Genomic DNA, 20,288 nt, shown 5'->3' with positions numbered 1-20,288 from the left:
CTTTTCTCCGGGCATAAAAAAGCCCCGCATGGGCGGGGCTCTGTCAATTTTATTGGAGCAGCTACTGGGTATTCTCTTCCCTTATTTCGTCAGCTCGCCTTCCCACCGAATCATTAACAAGCTCCATTATCCCCGACTGTGTGCAGTGAAACACATAATCATCCAATGCCCTTTGCGCCTGAGCAAGTGTATCTATCGATTCTGGATATGTTTTACCCACAGCGTTTAACCGACCAAAAATATCGCTTTCCTTCTGGCTTTGGCGCTCCTTAACCAGAAGCTGCAACTTCCTGATATCAACGCCAAACAGGAAAGCTTCGTTATATGCATCAAAAGAGGCCCCACCAAAGCCAAAAGTAGAACCGGTGGCAGCAATAGCCCCTGAGCTAGCGCCGGCCAGCCCCATCAAAGCACTGCTTAAACCTCCAAGCAAACCAAGCTCTTTCTGTGCAAAATTCCTATGTGCATGCGAGAAATCCAAACGATCAAAGTAGCTGGAGCACAACAACTTTGAGTAAGTCACTCCGGTATCGACGTACTTATAAACAGCTCCATTATAGCCAGCATCACCCTCATTCATTGCCTTCACACTTCTGTATGCATTCACCCATATCTGGGCGGAATCACCCAGCATTGTTTGAGCCTCACTGGTGCTGCCTTGCGCCGCAGGAGAAAATTGCCCTTCAATGATAGGATTGCGCACCCCATATGGCGTTTGATACTTACTTAATGGTGATGTCGAACAGCCAGACATCAGCACTGATAATGCAGCGACGTAAAGCACTGCTCTGTCCATAGCCAGCTCCCTTGGTTTCCGTATTGCCCTCTCAAAGTTAGCAGAGTGAATCCATTAAGCCATTACAGAGCCATCATCACTGAGGCGGAGCAACAGTGACCAGGCGTAGGGTCAGCTCGTGCAGCCAGTCGGGGTCGGGATTGACGGTGCGATGCACCGCCCGCGCTTGCACCGCCGGGCCGGCCACGCGATTCCAGGTCACATAGTGCTGGGCGCCGGTGGGCAGGGTGAGCAGGTGCACGGCGCCAGGCACGCTGGCCAGCGCTTCCAGCTCGCGCACCCTGGCCAGGGTGAACCAGGCGCCACCGTTGCTGCTGAGGGTGATTGGGCGCCCGTACAGCTTGGCGCCCTCCTGCACGATCAGCGCGCCGGTGAGGCTGCGTTCCTGCTCCTGCTCGACGGCGTTCCAGTCCCATTCGTCTACCCACTCCATCTGCTCGCCGCCCAGGGCGGGATTGTCCGCCAGGTCGATTGCGTCCAGGGTCAACTGCATTACAGCGTCCTCAAGCCGGCCTGCTCGAGAATGCCGAGCAGGTTGGTTTCATCGGTGTCACTGCCCACGGCCACGTCCACAGCCGCCCGCCCCGGCACCTCCAGGCGGATGACCTTGCTCGGGGCCTGCGCCTGCGGCTCGGCCGGCTTGGCCTGCTGGGCTTCCATGCGTTTCTTCTGTTCCTCGGCCTGCCGCTGCTGGGCGGCCTCGGCCTCGATCTGCCGCAGCATGCCGAGCGCGCGGCTGGCGTTGGCCACGGCCTGGCTGTCGCCACCGGCCTGAGCTTCGGCCAGCTGCGCCTGCAGCTCGCGCTGGCGGGCAGCGAAGCGGCGCCGCTCGATGTCCTCGGTGCGGCCCTGCAGCCCGTCCAACTCATCCTGCAGGCTCTCCAGCGTGGTGCGCGTCGAGTCGTTCATCTGCTGCATGCGCTGGTTTGCCGAGGCGATGGCCGACTCCAGACTGCTGAGGTCGGAGCCGTCGAGCAGGCTCATGGCCCGCTTCATGCTGCTGGCCCGCTGCACGAATCGCTGGGCGCTGATCGCCCCGCGCTCGTAGTCCTGCATCAGGCTCTGCAGCGCGGCCTTCTGCCCGAGGAACGCCTGCTGGGTCTGCAGGCTGGCGGCCTGCGTCTCGGCCGCCCAGCGCCCCAGGCTGCTCATCATCGGGCGAGCCAGGTCGGCACGGAGGTTCCCCAGCGCCTGGCTCACCTGCTCCAGGCTGCGCTGGGTGTCTGCCAAGCTGCTGGTGTCGATGCTCGGCGCGGCGCTGCCGATACCGCGCAGGCGGTCGAAGGCCTCCAGCGCGGCGCGGCTCAGCCCGGCAGCGCCCTCGCGGGCACGGCTGACCACGCCGCCGAAGAAGCCTTCCATGGCGGACAGGTCGCGCTGGGCGTCGCTGGATTCCTTGCGGCGGCGCTGCATGGCTTCGTCGCCGGCCTGCCGTTCCGCCTCCATGCGCTTGCCGCTCTCGCGGCGCAGCTGCTCGCTGGTGACAATGGCCTCGCGGTCGACCTTGTTCTTGTCGTCCTGGGCTTTCTTGCTGCCTTGCAGTGCCTGGGTCAGTTCCTTCTGGCGGGCGTTGAGCTTGGCCAGCTCGGCGTTGTACTCGCCGGCCGTCACCTGGCCGGTGTTGTACAGCCCCTGCAGTGCCGTACGGATGGCGGCGATGTCGCGATCTGTCTTGGCATCGCCGATGGCGCGCTGTACGTCAGTGAGGGTTTTCAGCGATGCACCGAGCGCTTTCGCGCTGCCACTTGCCTTGGCGCTCTCCCCCTCCAGCCTGCGGATGGATTCAGCCGCTTCGTTGTGGCCGTCCTGCCACTGCTGCAGGGTGATGTCGCCGGCCTTGTACGCCTCCTGCAGGCGCACTTGCTCAGCGCGCAGACGCTCAAGCTCGGTGATGGTGCGCTTCACATCCTCGCCAACGGATACAAACCCGCGTCGCTGGTTCAACGCCTCGATGGCCTGGCCAAGCTCTTCGGTCGTCAGCTTCGAGTTGCGCAGCCCTTCGCGAACCTCCTCCAGCTCTGCAGTGGTCTCGGCAAAATTGATCGCTGCTAGCGCCCCCTCGAGGGTGGCGATGTTCTGCCGGAAGTGCGCGGCGATATCGTTGCCAGTCTGCTGCATGGCCTGCCGGCTTTCTGCCGCGGCCTTCTTGGCTGCCGCCACCTGGCGCTCGGCGCTGCCCTCAGCCGCCCCGGCCACGCTGTTCCAGGTATCGACGATGTCGCGGCCGTCTTGCCGCACCTGGCCTGCCAGCCCGCGCATGATGCCCAGCGCCTTGTCACGGGCACCTTCGAGACGAGCCACGATCTCCGACCCACCAAATGCATCGGGCAGCGCCTTGGCCAACAGAGCCATACCACTCAACGAGGCAGAAACCAGGCCGGTAAAGGCCACGCCGATGGCCGAGATCCCGCCGGTAACCGCGTTGACCAGCACACGGAACGGCGCAGTGAGCAGCGCTATCCATCGTCCGGCAGTATCGAGTTTCTCGCCGAAGTCATCCAGCCAGCGGCTGGCATCGTCCGCCAACGTGCTGAAATCGACGGCGAGCAGCTTCTTGCCAAACGCTTCGACACGCTCGGCCGCGTCGATGAATGCCGTGCTCAGCGCCTCGGCCAGCGCATCGAGCCGACCATCGTTGGCCATCTCGTCCAGGTAGTCGCTCAGCTCCAGCAACTTGCGCTGCATGAACTCGAACGCACCGGAGTTGGCCACCCGGCTGACGAAATCGCCTATGCGATCCCCGAGCCCTTTCCAAAGACCGGCAGCGGTGTTCATCCGCGCCGCCGCTGCCGAGCCGCCATAGGCCTCGGCCAGCATGTCCATGATGATGGCCTGGGCTTCGGCGGTTCTGCCGGTGGCCTCCAGCTGTTTCAGCAGGCGCTTCTGGTCATCCTCCAGCTTGAAGCCCTGCCGACCCAGTGCAGCCATCGCCTGCGAAGGCGATTGCAAGGCACGGCCGACAATCTCGGCGGACTGCTCGACGCTGATTCCGAGCCGCTGCTGCTGATCGATGATGATCTGCAGCGCCCGCGGGAATTCGGTAGCCGCCACATCGGTGTAAGACAGCAGGCGAGCCTGCGCCGACTGCACCTGCTCGGCGGTGAGCATCGAGCTGGCTTCCATGGCATCGGCCATGTCCAGCAGCTGCTGCGAAGTGAACTCGGCTTGGCGCCCTGTCGAAGCCAGGGTCGCCTCGAGCTGGCCCAGCGCCTGCTGCTTGTCGGAGCCCTCCAGCGCAACAGCGCGGATGCCCTGAGCGAGCAAGCGCAGGCCACCCTGCACAAGGCCGATAGCCGCATTCACCGACAGATACGCGGCCACGAAGGCGCCGGCCTTCTTGGCACCGCTCGCCAACATCTCGCCCAGTCCTTCCTGGCTGTCGGCATGTTCAGCGGCACTGCGCGCGGCCTTGGCCTGCTCGCGCTGCGCTTCTTTCAGCTTGGCGTTGTTCTCGTCCAGCGCCTTGCGTGCCTTGTCCACCTCCCCGGCCAGGCGCTGCTGCTCGTCGCCCAGGCTGTCAGTGTTCACACCTGCAGACTTTGCCGCCTTCTCGGCGTCGGCCAGCTGCTGCGTCAGCGCGTTCAACTGCCGGCGGCTGCGGCCGGCTTCGCGCTCGGCGTCCCTCAGCGACTGCTGCAGGCCCGCCGCTTCAGGCGAGGCGCTCAGCGCATCGCGCAGATCGGTGACTTGCTTCTCGGCCTGCTCCAGGTTGCGCTGGGCCAGCTCGACGGCACGCTTGGTCTGCCCCAGGCCCTTGGCCAACCCCTGGGCATCCTTGGCATTGTCCAGCGCCTGGCCGAGCTGCTCACTCGCATCCTTGAGGCTGGTCAATGCCTCCTCAGATTGATTCGCGGCGGGCGACAGTTCGTCCTTGCCGCGCAGTACGAACTGGATCAGGCGCTCTTTCAAACTGGCCATGCTTTTCTCCGGGCAATAAAAAACCCGCCGAAGCGGGTTTGTAGTTAACGTTGTACTTACTGATACTGGGCTTTCAATTTCTCGAGCCTGGCTGCCTGACTCTCGGACAGACCACTAGCATCAAACAACGCCTTGCTATCGGGACCATCCAGCTTCACCACTTCTACGGTGAACAACGCGTCTTCAGGCGCGTCCACCTTCCCCCAATCGCTGAACATATTCGGAGCCAGCGCCCACTCTTGAGCCTCACCTGGCTCAAGACCACCGGCGATGGTGTAGTTGAAGTCCTCGACGAGCCAGGGGATTGAGCGGCCTGGCGAGGAAATGGTGCCTTTGAAGTAAGCGCGCGATATCGGGTGTTCTGTCCCGTTCCGCACGGTTAGCTCGATGATTGGCTCTTTGCCATAGGAATACTCGCGCTCGCGCAAGTAAAAGCGAGATCGACTTACCTCGAATTTTGCCAACTGCGCCTTGGCTTCTTCAGCCTTTACCGCGCGCGATTCAAGCTCAGCGATCTCCTTTAGGGCCTGCTCTTTCTCGCGAGCAGCTCGCTCGGCCTTGATGGAAGCAGCCTTGGCGATCACCTCATCCGCAGTTTTGCCATCAAGCTCGCTAAACATTTTCCCGGCCACGCCATCAGGTGTTTGCTCACCTTTCATAAGCGCGCCGAGGTCCATCTGGCTGAATGCTACGACTTGCAGCGCTTCCTTGAACTCGGCCTGCTTTCCTGGCTCCAGCTTGGAAGAAATCTTCTCAACAGATTGCTTCATGGCTTGCTCGCTGGTGCCATCCAATTTCGGTTCACCACATCCTACAAGAATTGCAGCAGCGGTACACATCACCCACAGACGCAGCTTCATGGCTTCCCTCCCACCTAGACTTTGTAGGGAATCTAACATCACAACGCCAGCACCGAAACCCAGCACCTGGTTGGGTACCGGCTATGCGTTGGCTTAGCGGCTGGGTATAGCCTGGAGAGTGTCTAGGAAAGCCGGGCGATTCAGTTTTCCAGACAATATAAAACCCGCCGAAGCGGGTTTAAGTCATTCGATAAAGCACACCACTAACTAAGCAACTGGCGTTTCTGTTGCTCATACTCTTGATCGGTCAAGGCACCCTCAGCTTTAAGCTTGGCCAGCCGTTCCAACTGGCTCAGCCGCACAGCAACTGGGTCAACCGATGGTGCCTCGATCGGCTGCGGCGAGGGCGCCGGAACAGGCGCAGGCGCGGCAACAATTACCGGCTTGGCCGGGGTGGTGAACGACCAGATCAGCGCGGCGATCCAGCCGATACCGCTCCAGCCCAGAAAAAGGTTCAGAACAAAAATTGCAACCGTATTGGGGTGGGAGCGGCCAGCCGCGATGATCCAGGGAGTGAAGTAAATCACCAGACCAAAGCCGATTATGAGTAAAGCCTCCACTGCCCTGCCCCTTGAATCCTAGGATGACCAGGCGAAATCTAACATCACCTGGCCATAATCGGGAACCAAGGCCTCCGGTCAAGCCGCCTTATCCACCAGGTTCATCTCGCAGAACTTGGACAGGTCGGTGGCGGTGACCAGCGGATCGGCCAGCAGCTCGGCCGGGCCTTCCAGGCGAAGGTATTCCTGGCCAAACACCGGCAGCTCGCTGAGCAGGCCGAACTTCACGCGCTTCAGGTGCAGGCTGTACGGCTCGCCGCTCTGCGCGTCGTTCAGGCCGGCGATGAAGATCTCCAGTTCCACCTGGCTGCCGTTGAGCATCTGCACTGCGCTGGCTTTCAACTTGTTGTAGGTGACCTTCACCCCGGTGTCATCGATGGCGCTGCCGGCCGTGACGATGATGCCGTGTGGCGTCAGCAAGTAGTCGGTGCCGGCGGCGAGCGCAGTATCGGCGGCCGTCACTACGGTTACTGGCTGGGCCAGATCCGGCAGATGCTTGAACGGAATCAACTCGCCCTCAACGCCGGCACAGGCACGGGGCTCGGCAGTGACCTGCCCCGCAGCCACGGCGTTGATGGTGGAGCGAGTTACCCGGGCCAGGTTGGTAGCGGTCAGGTCGTAGAGGCCGATGGTCGAGGTAACGTCGGTAACCTGCTCGCGCACGTTGCGGTTGCCGCCACCGCCGCGGAAATTACGCAGGGTCTGGCGGTCGGTGGTGAAGCTGATGTTGAAGGTGTCGCAGTTGCCGATATCGATCAGCGGGTCCTGCGACTGGTAGGCGCGAGCATAGGGAATGCCTTCGCCGATAAACGAACGGTCGATCTGAGCCATGGGACTCTCCTGTCAGACGATAGGGTTGGCGCGGCGATTACTGGGCGGCGGGCTGCTCGGCATCGGGCGCCGTCGCGGCCGACTTCTTGCTGCCAACCAGGTAGCCACGCGCCTTGGCGTGCTCGGCAACGTCGGCCGTCACTTCCTGCTCGCCCTTCTTGATGTGTTGCACTTGGCCGCCCTTCTGGAAGTTGAAGGGCTTGGCCACGTTGATCTTGACCTTGCTCATGCGGGGTTCCTCACTTGAGGGGCTGCACGTAGGTGATCTGTACCGGCATCACCTGCGCGGCCCAGCGCCGTCCACTGCGGGGCGGCATGGGGGTTTCGGGTTGGAAGGCGGCGAGCTGTACGCCCTGCTGCACCAGACCGAGCTTCTGCCCGGCCAGGGCCGCCTTGACGCCAAGCCGCCCGGCCCGCAGGGCGGGGCCGTATTTGCGCTGCTTGGTCATCAGGGTGATGTTGATGGTTACCCGCTCGCGCACGCTGCCGGGACCGCCTTGTCGCTCGACCTCCTCGGTTGTGCCAGCCTGCAGCACGATCAGGCTCTCAGGCAGGGTGTCGTCCTCGGCGTCGATCACGCGCAGGGCGTCGTCCTCGCTCACCTCGGCGCCGAACTCCGGCACCGAGGCGAGCAGGGCCAGCAGCTCGGCGAAGATCGCCGACTGCATGTCGATGGGTTGAGGCATATCAGGGCACCACGTAGAGGGTGATCATGTGGCCGTCATCGCGCTCGATGCCGTCGATGTGCCAGGTCTTGCCGTCCATGACGAAAGCGCCTTGGCGGTCGAAGGGCTGCAGGTGGCGCTTCTGCACCTCGTGCGTGCGAACCCGGTCGGCACCGTGCTCGCTGAAGCGCTCCACGTTCTGCTCGACGATCACCGGCACATCGAGCGCTAGCACCTGGCCGTTGCGGTCCAGGTAGGTGGCGGTGCCATCGCTGAGGCTGTTCATCACCATGTCGTCGAGGTCGGCGACAAGGTCAGGGAAGCCGCTCATTACTCAGCGCCCGGGGTTTGCTCGGGCGCCTTGTAGGAGGCAGCTGCGGCCTTGCCAGCCTCGCTGTCAGCGGCAGCAATGGTGCCGGCCTTAACCAGCGCCGCTGCCCATTCGGCTGACAACGGCGCATAGGGCTGCCCCTTCACAAAGACCTCCTTGCCTTCCTGAATGCACCCGTCAACCACAACGTACTTTGCTTGCTTGGCCATGTCACACCACCTTCGCGAAGATGAAGGCGTCGGGCTCCAGCAGGGCAGCCAGCGGCGCGGATTGCAGCTTCAGCCAGCGGGCGCTCGGCTCCTTGGTCACCCAGGATTTCGGGAAGCGGCGCGCTTCGATCAAGCCGGTCTCGATCGCTTCCACATCCTGAATGGCGCCATACAGCACGCCGTTGCGGGTGGCGGTAGAACCGAGAATGATGCCGCCAGCGCTGATCATCGGCTGCTCGACGCTCTCCGCATCCAGGAACCACTCGTCGTAGGCATAGAGATCGATGCCCGGATCGTTCAGGTAACCCAGGTAAGTAACTCCGTCCGGGAGTTCTTCAGGCTTGATCATGCCGAGGTCAACACGACGGGTGTTGAGCATCTTCATAACCATTTCGTTGGCCTGGAAGGCATCGACGGCCTCGGCGCTCATGACCGCCACATTGGCGGTACGACCCGAGTCCTTGGCGACCTTACGCTTCCAGGCGCGCAGGTGGCCGATAGGATTGGAGCCGGTAGCATCCCATTTCTCGGTCGTGAGGGTGATCTTGTGATCGGATGCCATCAGGAAGTCGATGGTGTCGTCTACGCCCTCACCCACTACGCGGATCTGGCCGGTGGTAAGCGCCTGGGCGCACATCCACTCTTCGCGCCGCACGATTTCTTCATCCAGCTCTGCCAGATCCTTGCCGAGCTGCGCGGCCGCACGCATCGCCGGCGGCTGGCTGGCGAACGGGTTTTCGCCGGGGGAGCGCTTCAGGATCAGCTCGGCATCGGTTTCCAGCTTCGGCTGAATGTACGGCGGGGTGTAGTTGTCACTGCGGTAGCCTTCGCGCGTGCTGTTGCTACCAGGAAGGCGCGGGTGAACGAACGGCGCCATCTTGCGCTTGCCCTTGACGATGTCGATGTCCACCGTCTTGGTCGGGAAGGTACGCCCGGCACGGAAGAAGGTGTCCATCAGGAAGCGGCGCGCCGGCTTCATCTGCTCGACGGCGTCGAGCATGGTGCGGGTTTCGAAAATATCCATCAGTGTCGGCTCCTATCAGCGGACGAACAGGGAAAGGAGGCGCAGCGCGGCTTTCACCGACGCAACGGTATGGCCCGCACCGAGGGTCAGCCCGGAGCCAAGCACTTCGCCGGTGAGCAGCAGCGGACCCGGAGCGGCGCCGCCGGTGGTGTCGATGTCAGCATCGAGCACCACAACGGGTACTTCAGAACCGTCTGCCGCGGCAGCCAGCGAGAGCTTGTACTGGCCGTCGGCAGTGACCTTGCCGAGCACGGCGCCACGCGCCAGCTGTTGGCCGGCGGCGATGACGCCGGACTCCTTGACCTGGGGGAAGTCGCCCGCGATCAGGTGATCCGGCGTGTAGGTGGAACGAGTGGGGTTCGGCATGGCGACCTCCTATCAGCGGGCGTTGGCGCCGGCGACAATCGCGGCGACAGCGGATTGATGTTCGGCCAGGGCTTTCTCGTCGGCCGGTTTGGTGGCGGTAGTCTTGACGCCCTGGGCGTCGGACTTGATGCCGTCGATGCTGATGCCGCGATCCTGAGCGGCCTTGAACAGCACCAGAGCGGTGGCCTCGACGCTGGAGCCATCCTCGATGGCCGCACTGATCTCTGCCTCGAAGCCCTTCACCGCCAGTGCATTGATGCCGTTGATGCGCTCGCGCTCGGCCTTGGCGGCGTCGGCCTTGATAGCCGCGGTATCGACCTGTTCGCCCGCCGCGATCTGGATGGTCTGCGGATCGGCGCCGGCCGCCAGTGCCTGCTGCAGCTCCGCTGTGGATTTCACAATGGTCATGCTGAGTTTCCTCGTGGTGTTGCTGGCAGTGCCGGCCAGTTCGGCGATCAGGGTTTCCAGCGAGCCCAGTCGATGCGCCAGGCCCGCCTTGACGGCAGCGGCACCGACCAGCAGGCCGCCGTGGTCGCCCATGGCGGGGACCGATTCGGCATCGACGCCGAGATTGCGAGCGACCTTGGCGACGAACACATCACCAAGGGCGTCGATGCTTTTGGAGATTTCGGCCCGGCCCTCTTCGGTAGAGATGTCCGGCCGCTTGTTGGGGGCGTTGCGGCTGGTGATCGTCCAGCGCTTCTCGCCTTCTCGGGCTTCGCGGGTGAGCACCTCGACCACAACGCCGATGCTGCCCAGCAGCGCGGTGTCATCAATCACCAGCTCATCGGCCGCTGAGGCCACCCAGTAGGCACCGCTGGCCACGCTGCCGCCGCCATACGCCTTGATCGGCTTCTTGCCACGGGCGGCGTGGATCATGTCGGACAGCTCGTTGATGCCGTTGGCCTCGCCGCCTGGGCTGTCGACGTTGAAGACGATGGCCTTGACCTTGGGGTCGTCCAGCGCAGCCTGGAAGTCTGTGGCCAGTTCCTGCGTACTGGTCGCCCCGCTGATACGGGTAAACAGGTTCGCGTAGCGCATGATCGGGCCGACCACCGGAATGACAGCCACGCCGTCGCGCACTGTGACGGCACGAGTGTTTTCCAGTTGGCGACCCAGCCGCGCCTCCAGCGCCTCCGGGTCGCCTTGCCGATCAGCGATGGCCATCAGCCCGTCCAGGGCGTCAGGCAGCATCAGCCAGGGCCGCGAAGCGGCCAGCTCAAAAGCTCGGGACATGGGTTATTCCTCGTCGGGGTTCGCCGGGGCCTTGGTTGGCTCCGGTGTGCCGCTCTTGGTGTCGTAGGGCATGCGAGCAACGCGCCGTTGCTCCACCTCCCGGCGCCGCTGGGCAAACACCATTTGCCAGGGCTCGCCGGTCATCGCGGCGGTTTCCAGGGTTTCGTTGCTGAGCCCGCCCTCGATCCGCTCACGGGCCGCCTTGGCTTCCTTGAGCTCGTCGATTGCGCCACGGGCCGGGCCGATCCAGAGCGCCTGGCAGTACGCCTTTCGCTTGGCTGGATCGTTGTAGCCAGGGAGGCTGATCATCCCCCGCGCCACCGCTTCGTCGATGATCAGCTCACGGCTTGGCTGGCAGAAGTCGCATGTCAGCCACCAGCGCCGCAGGATGTAGAAGCGCCAGGCTTGCAACATCGCGGCGCGCGCGGCGCTGTAGCTGCTGTTGTAGTGCAGCAGCAACTCCTCGAAAGGCAGCTCCAGAGCCGCGCCGATTTCCTTGACCACCGCCACGAAGAACGGATCGAACTGCGCGTTGGGGCGCGCGGGGTTGGCGATGCTCGCCTTTTCGCCCTTGCCCAGATCGACAATGGCACCCTCGCCCAGCGCGATATCCTCACCGCCGGCATCATCGGTGCTGTAGCCCTCATCGCTCCCGGCAAGGGCAGCCATGCTCATCTTGCCTTCGTCGAAGTCGCCGCTCTTCTCGATGAACACGGTGAACATCGCGGAGATAACGGCGGCCATCAGTTCGGCGCTGCTGTAGCGTTCGAGCTTCTGCAGGGGCTCCAGCACAGCGGCCAGGTAAGGCGCGCCGCGCTTCTGCATCGGGCGATCCTTGTCCGCCATTACATGCAGCACCCGGCGCCGGCCGGTCTGGGCTCCAACAGCTTCCAGACTTTCCCAGGTCATCGCCCCGCCCACGTCATACTCGCCCGGGTAGCCCGAACAAACGTGGTAACGAATGGCATCCCCCAGCCCACCGAACTCCACTCCATCCACCAGGTTGGCGGTATCAGGATGCAGGTTCGGATTGCACACCCGCTCCGACTCGATTAGCTGCAGCCGCGTGCTGAACAAGCAGCCGGGCCGCTCCTCGTCGGGGCTGGCCACGAACACGTCACCGCCAACCAGGGCGGAAACCAGCACCAGCGCTTGAAGCTGGTAGTGGTTCAGCGCGGCCTCGGCGTCGCACTCGCGAGGGTCATCGGCATACAGCGACCAGATGCGGTCGAGCTGCCCATTCAGTTGCTCGGCTTCCGCCTCGCTGATGCCAAGCGCCTGGTAATCCACCTGCGCACGACACACAAGGCCGGTGCCAACGATGTTGGTGCGACACCGCATGATGGCGGCACGCGCGATCAGGTGATTGCGCAGCGCATCCCGCGAGCGGGCGACCAACATCGCCCGCTCATTGGCCGGTAGCGAACGCCGCGGACTGGAAAGGCCAGGTATCCAGCTGGCCATGCTGCGCAGAATGCGCGAGGCGCCCCGCCAACGTGTTTCGACCCCGCCGCCGCCACCCTGAACAGCGATCTTCGGCAGCTCGACCGTAGCACGGGCCAGGCGAATGGCCTCCTGCATCAGCAGCTCTTCAGGCTTCTTACGGAACAAGCCCATGGTTAGATCCTCGGGTAGGTCAGGCGACTACGACCACGCCCGCCCAACCGAGCGGTTTCGGCAGCTACCTCGGCGGCCAGTTGCCCCTCAAGCACCCGAAGGCTGGCCAATTCAGCGCGCTGCACTTCGCGGTCGCCTTTGCGCACGCGCTGCCCCTTTTCGAGGATGGAACGGATCGCCGCCCGGCAATCCGCCAGGCGCTGCTGTGCTTCGGTCATGGGTCACCTCAATGGCCAGCGCGGCTGCGCGTTCCTCGGCCACGTGGCTTGGCACGGCGAGGCGTGGCGTTAACGGGTTGCTCGGCGCTGGAGAACAGCGTCGGCTGCATCAATTGCTGCTCGATCTGATCCCATTCGGCATCTCGGAGCAGGTGGGTTTTCAGGCTGCGAGCGGCGTGCAGTGAGTACACCTCGCAGTCCAGCGCTTCGTTGCGCCGGCCGGCTTTCCTCTGCCAGACCATCTTGCTGGGGCTACGCGGGTGCGGTGCCAGCACTTCGTTGGTCAGTTGCTCGAAGTAGTCCGGGCGGATCTCGGCGTACCAGTGCATGCGGCCGGGACCGGCGCCGGGCAAGCGCAGGCGCGCATCGATCAGCGTCTTCGCCTTGTGGGTGCCGACGATGTGCACACGCAAGCCGTACTTGGCGGCCTTGGTGTTCGCCTGGTTGGTGTCAACGGACTGCGGCGGCTTGGAGTAGATCTCCTTATCGAGGCTGTCCACCGAGGCGCCCTTGATCGCCATGATGTTCACGTGCGACCGATTGCGGACGTAGGTGTAAACCGCGTCGTTGGTGTTGCCGTCCGAGCTGTCGATGCTCACGCCGGCAACGGCCAACTGGCAGCCGTACTCCGATGGGATCGGTGTAGCGAGCAGCTTGTCCAGCTCAGTCCAGACCGGGTCGTTCGGATCGATGGGGTTGCCCGGCAGCTCGCCCCAGTAGAGCCGCCAGGATTCCTCGCCGCGACCATAGCCAACGATGGTCACCGCTAGTCGGTCGCCCTGCACGTCGACGCCAGCCGTGACCAGCAGCACGCCCTTCGGCGCAGTCAGTTCGGCATAGGCCTCGGAGCGCTTCGCCAGTTCGTCCGTCTTTGGCGCGTCGCTCTTGTACTCGTAGCTTTCGCCCTTCTGGCTGTTGGTGAAAGCGATCATCGGGCCGATGTTGCCGCGCTCGGCGGCGTACTCGGCCTGCAGCTTCTTCTCCATCAGCACTTGGAAGCGCGACCCGTAGAACGTGGCATAAAGCTCGTTCAGCACGTAGCCAGCCACCCCACGAAACTCGGCTGTCGCGACCCAGCGGCCATGCTTCAGGTTGGCGTTCTTCTGGTTGTCGTCCCAGCTGCAACCGCAATGCGGGCAAGCGTAGTAAGTCAGCTCGGGGCGCTTGTGCCCGTAGATTTCGTGGTGGAAGTCAGGGTCGTCGGCGCAGTGCAGGTGATCGAAGCTCAACGCATGCTCTTCGCCACATTCATGGCAAGGCACCATGCCCAGGCGCTTATCGGATAGCTCCATCTCGGCTTCGATTGCCGAGAGCCCCTTGAGGGTTGGCGTGCCGCCGATGATCAGCTTGCTGCGCCGGAACGTCTTCATACGTTCCTTGGCCAGCTTGATGCTGTCCCCCTGCCCCCGCAGGTTCAGGTTGCAGTCATCGGGCTCTTCCACGCCAACACGCGATACCGGCGTCGACTTCACACTGGCCGGGCTGTTGGAGCCGACCATCTTCAGGAACCCGCCCGAAAATTTCTTGAAGTCCTGACGCTGCTGCAGCCGGCGGCTGCGCATATCGACCCGCTTACGGAGCCGAGGCGTCGCCTCGATCATCGGCTCCAGCTTCTCACCAACGTACTGCTTGACGGCTTCAGCCTTCGGGAACAGCACGAGGATCGGTGACGGATCGATGTCGATCCACTTCGCGATGGCGTTGCCCAGCACACCGGACGTCCAAGCCACCTGCGCAGACTTGATGCCGACCACCTCATGCACCGCGGGATCATCAATGGCTTCGAGCGGTCCGCCTGGCCAGATCAAGTGGGGCGTGATATCGAATCGGTACTTGCCAGGGCGCGCAGCCTCGACCGGCGAGAGGTATCGGTACTTCTTAGCCCATTCGATGATGGACATCCGCGGCGGCGGCGCCCACTTGCGATTGATGCGCTTGAGCGCCTTAGTCGCCGTCTTCTTCAGCTGCCTCCGAATCGTCCGGTTCGTCAGAATCCCCGTCTGACGGGTCGTCGTCATCCAGGTCATAGTTCGCTAGCTCATTCAGGATGGTCTCCAGCGGCTCGCGAATCAGCTGGATATCAACGTCGATCCCGTAGCGGGCCGAGAGGTCGGCTGCCAGGTTCTCGGTGTAGGTGTTGAGCAGTTCGACCTTGGCGACGGTGATCATCGACTCGAAGCGCTCCAGCAGATCGCCGAGCACCACCACCTCTTCCAGGTCTTTCGCCAGGGCCAGCTCTTCGCGGTCGCCCTTGATGCGGTCGAGCCGGTCGCGCACCGACTCCTTCTTGCCGTTGAGCGCAGCTACCTGAACCAGCCAGCCGATCACGTCCTCGGTGTCGTACTGGTTTTCGTTGCCGCGGCCCAGGCCGATCTCGAGCACCGGCATACCTTCCCGTTGCCAGCGGCTGAGGGTTCGCTCATCACGGCCAACAATCTCGGCCAGGTCGGCCTTGGAAACCTGCCTGCCCATACCTAACCCTTTGAAAAGACGGACATCCCCAGCCAAATTCCAGCTAGAGAGAAAACGTGGCTCGAATTACCCGTACCCCCCTCCCGACCGCCGGGAGGACCCGCGCTGGCCTGAGGCACGCCAGTGCCCCTCAGCGCCGCCGGCCAGCCGGCTGACTGGGCAGCCGCCCCGCCAACGCATCGGCGATGGCCTTGTCGATGTTGGCTTCCAGCTGCGCGTCGTTCTCGGCAACCCGCCGCACCACGTCGTGAAACTTGAAGCGCTCGCGGTACTGCGGCTGGCGGACGAAGGCGAGCACCATCACCAGGTTCTTACCCCGGCGCTCGGCGATGCCGATGGGCGTCTTGCCGCGCTTCATCACGAAGAACGCCTGCGCGTGCCCCTTGCGAAGTGAGCGCCGGCTATCGGTCGCCGCGTTGTCCGAGCCCGACAGCTTCATCGCCTTCAGGCCCGAGAGGATCTGCGTCATGTGCCCTTTCTGGATATTCCCGTAGGCATCCAGCCTGGCGCCCTCGGCCGGTACGACGAAGCGACCAGCCGGCAGAATCCCCGACTCGCGCAGGTACTTCTCCGACTGCCTCGTGATCCGCTCGCCGCCATCGACCTGCGGCAGCAGGTAATCCTCGGCGCTGAACGGATTCTTGCCCGCGCCCTGATCCTGCACCCACACCGCCGCTTCAGGGTCAGCCGATGGCTTGGCGTGCAAGATGCGGATCGAGTTGAGCACCCAGGGCGTCGGCTTCGGGCTGAACACGCTTTCCATCTCAGCCCGCAGTGCGATGCGCGCCTGGTTCGCCGTATGGTTCAGCGCATCCGCCAGCGCCCGAGGCGCGAGCCCGCGGCCCAGCTTCTGCAGGGCCGCCAGTGCATCGTCCAGGTCACGGGCGTGGATGCTGCCCTTCACTCGCCAACCTCGCGCGGCGGAACCTCACACACCCCGGCCCGCTTCGCCAGCCAGCGCTCGTACAGCCCACTAGCCACGTCGGCGCCCATGGTGGCCACCACAAAGCCGATGGCCGCAGCCACCAGCACATGCGCGCCTGCCGCCCAGATCAGCAGCAGCGTGCTCAGCCCGAACACCACCGAGGCGCCAGCCCGGAGCGCCACGCGATACACCAAGTCCCAGCCGCGCAGCCCAGCCTTGTCGGCCCGCCACATCTCGCCACTGAACCCGGCGACGACGGCGATAACCACCACCACCCAAATCGGCAGCTCGGCCAGCGCCTGCTGTTGCTCCTGAGTCATCACCGCACCTCGCCAGCCAGAAACAAAAAGCCCCGGCAACCGCCGAGGCTCGAATGGGTAGCGCATCCCTGCGCAAGGCGCCGGGACCACCGGAGCGCCATAAACAAAAAACCCGGCGCGGTGGCCGGGTTTGCTGAGAAGCCGCCTAAGCGCACTTCTTCGAAGATGACGGATTTATACCCCTCCAATCCGGTGGCAGCAAGCGGGACGCCCTGCCACCCCTGCAATCAGCGGCCACGCACCGGAAAAAAGCGGCCATATACCGTCACTGGCTACAGCGCCGCAGGCCAACGACCTACCGGACTCACTACCGCGCCAACAGGAGGGACGCAAAACCCCCAGCAAAAACAAGGCGTTGCCCACCGTCCCACTTATTTCTCCCTTTCTCGTGTATAGAGAGAGATTAATAAACGCTGCGCGTAACGCGCGCGCGTGCTCCTGCCTGCGCACCTCATGTGCGAGTGTGTGAGAAAGGTAGGACGGCGGGACAAACCCAGCACAGGCGCGGGTTGTAGAAGTCCCGCCAGCAAAAACGCGGGCGGGACAAGCAGGGGCGGTGCGACCAATCACGCAGCCCGCTCCAGCAGCATACCGGCAATCGCCACGTGCGCGGCATGCAGGCGCTCATAAAACTGCGTCCGGCCACATCGGCAAGCCGAATACTTCTGGCTATCCATCCGATGCGGATCACGCACCAGGTAGTGCTCGCGCACCACCACGGCAAGCTGCGCGTCCAGATGCTTGTTCACGATCAGCTCGATATCCGCACTGTACGGCAGCAGCATGCGCGAGCCCCCGCCCTTGGCGCGAATCAGCTCGCCCTTACAGGCCATCAGCTCGGCAATCATGCTGCCGCCGGAGCCACCACCGCCAGGCCCGCCGTGCATATCGAGAGCCCACAGTTTCAGCATGTCATCCATCTCCGGGATCAAAATGCGGCCTCCCTCTGCACGGGCTTGCCGCCACGCTTCCACTCGTCCGGCCGCATGTACACGTAACCGCGCGACCCCGTCGGCCTGTCTGGCTTGCTCTGTCGCTTCCTCGGCCACTTCAGCCGATGCATGATCTTGCCGACCCGCATCTGCTCGGGCTTGCCCCAGTGGCTCGGGTCGATGTTCAACGCCTTCTCCAGGATCTGCGCCCCCGTCACGCTCTCGCCGGCGGTCGGCTGGGTCAGATACGCAATGATCGGCTCCTCCCACATATCCGCCTGATAGCGCTGGTCCTGCTCCACCGCGAACAGCTCGGCCTCGTCCCGCTCCACCCACCAGGGATGCCCGGCGCGATAACACGCTACCGCCTCGGCCCAGAGTTGTTCGCGCTCAGCCCGCAGGCCATCCAGATCGACCTTCGTGCACATCACCGGCCAGTACCGCCGGTTGCCGGTGTCGTCCTTCAGGTACTCATCCTGGTTGGTCGTACCGACGAACACGCACTGCCGCGGCACGTCCAGCACGCGGCGCCCGTAGCTCTCGCGGTAGGTATCCACCGAGGCCGAGAAAAACTGCTTGGCCCTGGTCGACTCGGCCTTGTTGAACGCATCCAGCTCGCCCAGCTCGACGATCCACTTGCCGCGGATCGCCTGATAACCGTCCTTGTCGCCCAGGTTGAACGGCGTATCCATAAACCACGCACCGCCCAGCACCGACATCGAGGTCGACTTACCCGCCCCCTGCGCCCCCTCCAGAATCAGCACCGAGTCCGCCTTGCAGCCAGGCTGGAACACCCGCGCCACCGCGGACAGCATCCAGCGCTTGGCCACCTTGCGCGCATACTCGCCCTCGATCACTCCCAGATGCTTCTGCAGCCAGAACTCGAGCCGCGGCGTGCCATCCCACTCCAGCCCCTCAAGGTACTCGCGCACCGGATGGAAGGCATTGTCGTGCGCCACCGAGTTCACCGCCTCCAGCACCATCGCCGACTTCACCCGCAGCCCGTACACGTCCGCCAGCCACAGCGTCACCTTGATGTCGTCGAGGTCGCTCCAGTCGCCCGCCCCACCGCCATAAGGCGGCGTCCGCAGCTTGCGGATCTTCGAAGCGAACGAGTCATAGGCGATCACGCCCTGCCAGCGCGTATCGTTGCCCAGGATCAGCGCGATGTTGTACGGGTGCGCCACCATCCCGCCCTTCTCCGAATACTGCAGCTTCTCCCGCCACGGCGCGTCAGTCGCAGGCCGCACCACCGCCAGCACCTGGCGGCGCACCGCCTCCAGTCCCTCAGCCGCGTGCAGGTCGTTGAAGTCCGTCCACTTGTCCTCCCGATCGTCATCAAAGATCGGCAGCACAACCTCACCGCCCACCACGATGGCCGCGTTCTCGGCCTTGATCTTGCCGACGTTGACCGGCTTGCCCTGGATGACCGTTTTCCAGTCGTCATCCGCGCAGAACACCAGGCGCCGGCCCGGGTAACGCACCCGCAGCCCCTCGGCCACAGGCAGCAGGTTGCCTGCGTCGAAACACACCGCCACCGTCAGCGCCGTGGCCATATGCAGGCTAGCGCCGGTGGCGTAGCCCTCGCACACCAGGATCACATCGCCCGGCTCGGGCTCGGGGCCGATCAGATGCACCGCCCCTTCCTTCTCCAGCCCAGCCGGCCAATAGGTCTTATTCCGCCCCAGCTTCGGATGCACTGCCGGGAACAGCACCTGCAGGCCGACCACATCCCAAGTCTTCACGTTGCGCATCGGCACCAGCGCCGTGCCCGACTTGCGCTTGTAGCGCAGCCCGAAGCCACCGACGCCCTTGTCGACCAGGTACTGGCAGGCGCCCTTCTCCTCCAGATGCTTCCACATGCCTGCGGCGCGCCGGGCGGCGGTGCGATGTTTACGCAGCTCGGCCTCGGCCGCCTTGCGCTGGCCCTCCTCGGCGCGGGCCTTCATCACCGCCCGATCCTCGGCCGAGATCTTGCCGCCCTTCGGCTTGATCTTGTGCCAGCTGCCCTTCTCGCCCGAGCGCCAGTCACCGAAGGCGCCGCAGTAGAAGGTCTCGCCCTTCGCGCTCAGGTGCTCATAGATCACATACCAGCCGGTTTTCTCCGGCGCCTTGTCACCTTCCACCTCGCAGCGTGTGCGCTTGCCGATTGCCAGAGGTGTCGCCGGTCGAAGGTCACCGGCCTGCAGCTGGGCCAGCACGTCGTCGAGTAGCTCGTGACGGTCAGTCATCGCCCACCCCCTTTCCGCTCCAGCAGCACCTGGCAATCGATGCAGGTCAGGCAGTCATGCCCAGCCAACGCCTCGCGCCGGGCCAGCGGTATCGGCTCGCCGCACTCATCGCAACCCAGGCGATGCACCGGCGCCGCGGCAGCGTTGCGGGTGGCCTCGCGAGCGTGCTCGTGCACAGCGTACTCATCCGCCGCGCGATCAGCGTTATCAGCCATGCTCAACGTCCTCCGCATGCTTCTTGCGCAGGACCGCCCGCAGCTTGTACACCGCCTGCACCGTGCGCTCGGCCAGTAACTCGAACTCGGCCAGCTCATCGTCGTCGACCCTCCCGTCATCGAGGCTTTTCGACATATGCGTGCTCAGTTCCCCCTCGCGGGACAGCAGCTCACCGATGCCGGCCATAAGCGACTGCGGCGTGTCCGCCTCGCTCAGTGTCGAAACGTCGATGCCCACCCAGCCAATCGGGTGCAGCAGCGCATCGATGATTCGCGGGTCACGGGTCAGATCGAGGATCAGCTGCAGCTCGTCGATATTCACCCGGTGCTTCGGGTTCGTACCGGTCAGGCTCAGCTTATGGTTCAGGGTGGAGGGGCTAAGGGCGCCGTCTACAGCGGCAATGGCGGTGGCACCGCCGGGGTACTGGTGCACGGCGTGGTAAAGCGCCTGCGGTAGGGTCAGCAACGTGCGCTTGGCACGCTCGGTGGAACTGAGCCGGGCTCGGTTCATAGGGCAAAACTCCCGGGCCCATACCATCTGGTATGGCGCCCATAGTCAGGT

At 63.8% G+C, this 20,288-nt stretch carries 23 protein-coding genes; all 23 read right to left on the bottom strand.

Annotation, left to right across the window (positions count from 1 at the left end; translation table 11 throughout):
• Positions 1-61 precede the first annotated feature (61 nt).
• Complete coding sequence (locus tag EA796_RS23060; protein ID WP_147459037.1) at positions 62-796, bottom strand: hypothetical protein; 735 nt, start codon at positions 794-796, stop codon at positions 62-64.
• 76 nt (positions 797-872) lie between these two features.
• Positions 873-1,289 carry a hypothetical protein gene (locus tag EA796_RS06875; protein ID WP_256679184.1) on the bottom strand — a complete coding sequence of 139 codons (417 nt, stop codon included), beginning with the start codon at positions 1,287-1,289 and terminating at the stop codon, positions 873-875.
• Complete coding sequence (locus tag EA796_RS06870; protein WP_122108072.1) at positions 1,289-4,714, bottom strand: phage tail length tape measure family protein; 3,426 nt, start codon at positions 4,712-4,714, stop codon at positions 1,289-1,291. Before EA796_RS06870 ends, EA796_RS06875 begins: the two co-directional genes overlap by 1 nt.
• A 56-nt stretch (positions 4,715-4,770) precedes the next feature.
• Positions 4,771-5,574, bottom strand: a complete 804-nt coding sequence (locus tag EA796_RS06865) for a DUF6694 family lipoprotein (RefSeq protein WP_122108071.1) — start codon at positions 5,572-5,574, stop codon at positions 4,771-4,773.
• A gap of 203 nt (positions 5,575-5,777) precedes the next feature.
• Complete coding sequence (locus EA796_RS06860; RefSeq protein WP_122108070.1) at positions 5,778-6,134, bottom strand: superinfection immunity protein; 357 nt, start codon at positions 6,132-6,134, stop codon at positions 5,778-5,780.
• A 78-nt stretch (positions 6,135-6,212) separates the two neighbouring features.
• The gene (locus tag EA796_RS06855; RefSeq protein ID WP_122108069.1) at positions 6,213-6,965 is read right to left on the bottom strand and encodes a hypothetical protein; all 753 of its coding nucleotides are present in this window, start codon (positions 6,963-6,965) and stop codon (positions 6,213-6,215) included.
• Between the two features lie 37 nt (positions 6,966-7,002).
• The gene (locus EA796_RS06850; protein WP_122108068.1) at positions 7,003-7,194 is read right to left on the bottom strand and encodes a glycogen branching protein; all 192 of its coding nucleotides are present in this window, start codon (positions 7,192-7,194) and stop codon (positions 7,003-7,005) included.
• 10 nt (positions 7,195-7,204) lie between these two features.
• Positions 7,205-7,651: a hypothetical protein gene (locus tag EA796_RS06845; RefSeq protein WP_122108067.1), complete on the bottom strand. Its 447-nt coding sequence runs from the start codon at positions 7,649-7,651 to the stop codon at positions 7,205-7,207.
• A 1-nt stretch (position 7,652) separates the two neighbouring features.
• Positions 7,653-7,961: a hypothetical protein gene (locus tag EA796_RS06840; protein WP_122108066.1), complete on the bottom strand. Its 309-nt coding sequence runs from the start codon at positions 7,959-7,961 to the stop codon at positions 7,653-7,655.
• Positions 7,961-8,170 (bottom strand): hypothetical protein, encoded by a 210-nt coding sequence (locus EA796_RS06835; protein WP_122108065.1) that lies wholly within the window; start codon positions 8,168-8,170, stop codon positions 7,961-7,963. The genes EA796_RS06840 and EA796_RS06835 overlap by 1 nt, the downstream gene beginning before the upstream one ends.
• Position 8,171: 1 nt before the next feature.
• Positions 8,172-9,194 carry a major capsid protein gene (locus tag EA796_RS06830; RefSeq protein ID WP_122108064.1) on the bottom strand — a complete coding sequence of 341 codons (1,023 nt, stop codon included), beginning with the start codon at positions 9,192-9,194 and terminating at the stop codon, positions 8,172-8,174.
• Positions 9,195-9,209: 15 nt separating this feature from the next.
• A complete protein-coding gene (locus EA796_RS06825) occupies positions 9,210-9,560 on the bottom strand; it encodes a head decoration protein (protein ID WP_122108063.1) in 351 nt (116 codons plus the stop codon).
• Positions 9,561-9,572: 12 nt separating this feature from the next.
• Positions 9,573-10,754, bottom strand: a complete 1,182-nt coding sequence (locus tag EA796_RS06820; protein WP_256679183.1) for a S49 family peptidase — start codon at positions 10,752-10,754, stop codon at positions 9,573-9,575.
• 45 nt (positions 10,755-10,799) lie between these two features.
• Positions 10,800-12,413, bottom strand: coding sequence for a phage portal protein (locus tag EA796_RS06815; RefSeq protein ID WP_122108061.1), 1,614 nt, complete (start codon positions 12,411-12,413; stop codon positions 10,800-10,802).
• 2 nt (positions 12,414-12,415) lie between these two features.
• Complete coding sequence (locus tag EA796_RS06810; protein ID WP_122108060.1) at positions 12,416-12,631, bottom strand: hypothetical protein; 216 nt, start codon at positions 12,629-12,631, stop codon at positions 12,416-12,418.
• A gap of 8 nt (positions 12,632-12,639) precedes the next feature.
• Positions 12,640-14,658, bottom strand: coding sequence for a phage terminase large subunit family protein (locus tag EA796_RS06805; RefSeq protein ID WP_371921461.1), 2,019 nt, complete (start codon positions 14,656-14,658; stop codon positions 12,640-12,642).
• Positions 14,576-15,103: a terminase small subunit gene (locus EA796_RS06800; protein WP_122108058.1), complete on the bottom strand. Its 528-nt coding sequence runs from the start codon at positions 15,101-15,103 to the stop codon at positions 14,576-14,578. Before EA796_RS06800 ends, EA796_RS06805 begins: the two co-directional genes overlap by 83 nt.
• A gap of 130 nt (positions 15,104-15,233) precedes the next feature.
• On the bottom strand, positions 15,234-16,007 hold the full coding sequence (locus tag EA796_RS06795) for a hypothetical protein (protein WP_122108057.1): 774 nt from the start codon (positions 16,005-16,007) through the stop codon (positions 15,234-15,236).
• On the bottom strand, positions 16,004-16,348 hold the full coding sequence (locus tag EA796_RS06790) for a phage holin family protein (RefSeq protein WP_122108056.1): 345 nt from the start codon (positions 16,346-16,348) through the stop codon (positions 16,004-16,006). The genes EA796_RS06795 and EA796_RS06790 overlap by 4 nt, the downstream gene beginning before the upstream one ends.
• A gap of 566 nt (positions 16,349-16,914) precedes the next feature.
• Positions 16,915-17,259 carry a hypothetical protein gene (locus tag EA796_RS06785; RefSeq protein WP_256679182.1) on the bottom strand — a complete coding sequence of 115 codons (345 nt, stop codon included), beginning with the start codon at positions 17,257-17,259 and terminating at the stop codon, positions 16,915-16,917.
• 17 nt (positions 17,260-17,276) lie between these two features.
• On the bottom strand, positions 17,277-19,511 hold the full coding sequence (locus EA796_RS06780) for a VapE domain-containing protein (protein ID WP_122108054.1): 2,235 nt from the start codon (positions 19,509-19,511) through the stop codon (positions 17,277-17,279).
• Positions 19,508-19,726 (bottom strand): TraR/DksA C4-type zinc finger protein, encoded by a 219-nt coding sequence (locus EA796_RS06775; protein ID WP_122108053.1) that lies wholly within the window; start codon positions 19,724-19,726, stop codon positions 19,508-19,510. The genes EA796_RS06780 and EA796_RS06775 overlap by 4 nt, the downstream gene beginning before the upstream one ends.
• Entirely contained in the window at positions 19,719-20,237 is a 519-nt protein-coding gene (locus tag EA796_RS06770; protein WP_122108052.1) for a phage regulatory CII family protein, read from the bottom strand. The genes EA796_RS06775 and EA796_RS06770 overlap by 8 nt, the downstream gene beginning before the upstream one ends.
• Positions 20,238-20,288 lie beyond the last annotated feature (51 nt).

This window comes from Pseudomonas sp. AOB-7, assembly GCF_003696305.1.
Lineage (GTDB): Bacteria > Pseudomonadota > Gammaproteobacteria > Pseudomonadales > Pseudomonadaceae > Aquipseudomonas.
This window is presented reverse-complemented; position numbering and strand designations above follow the sequence as displayed.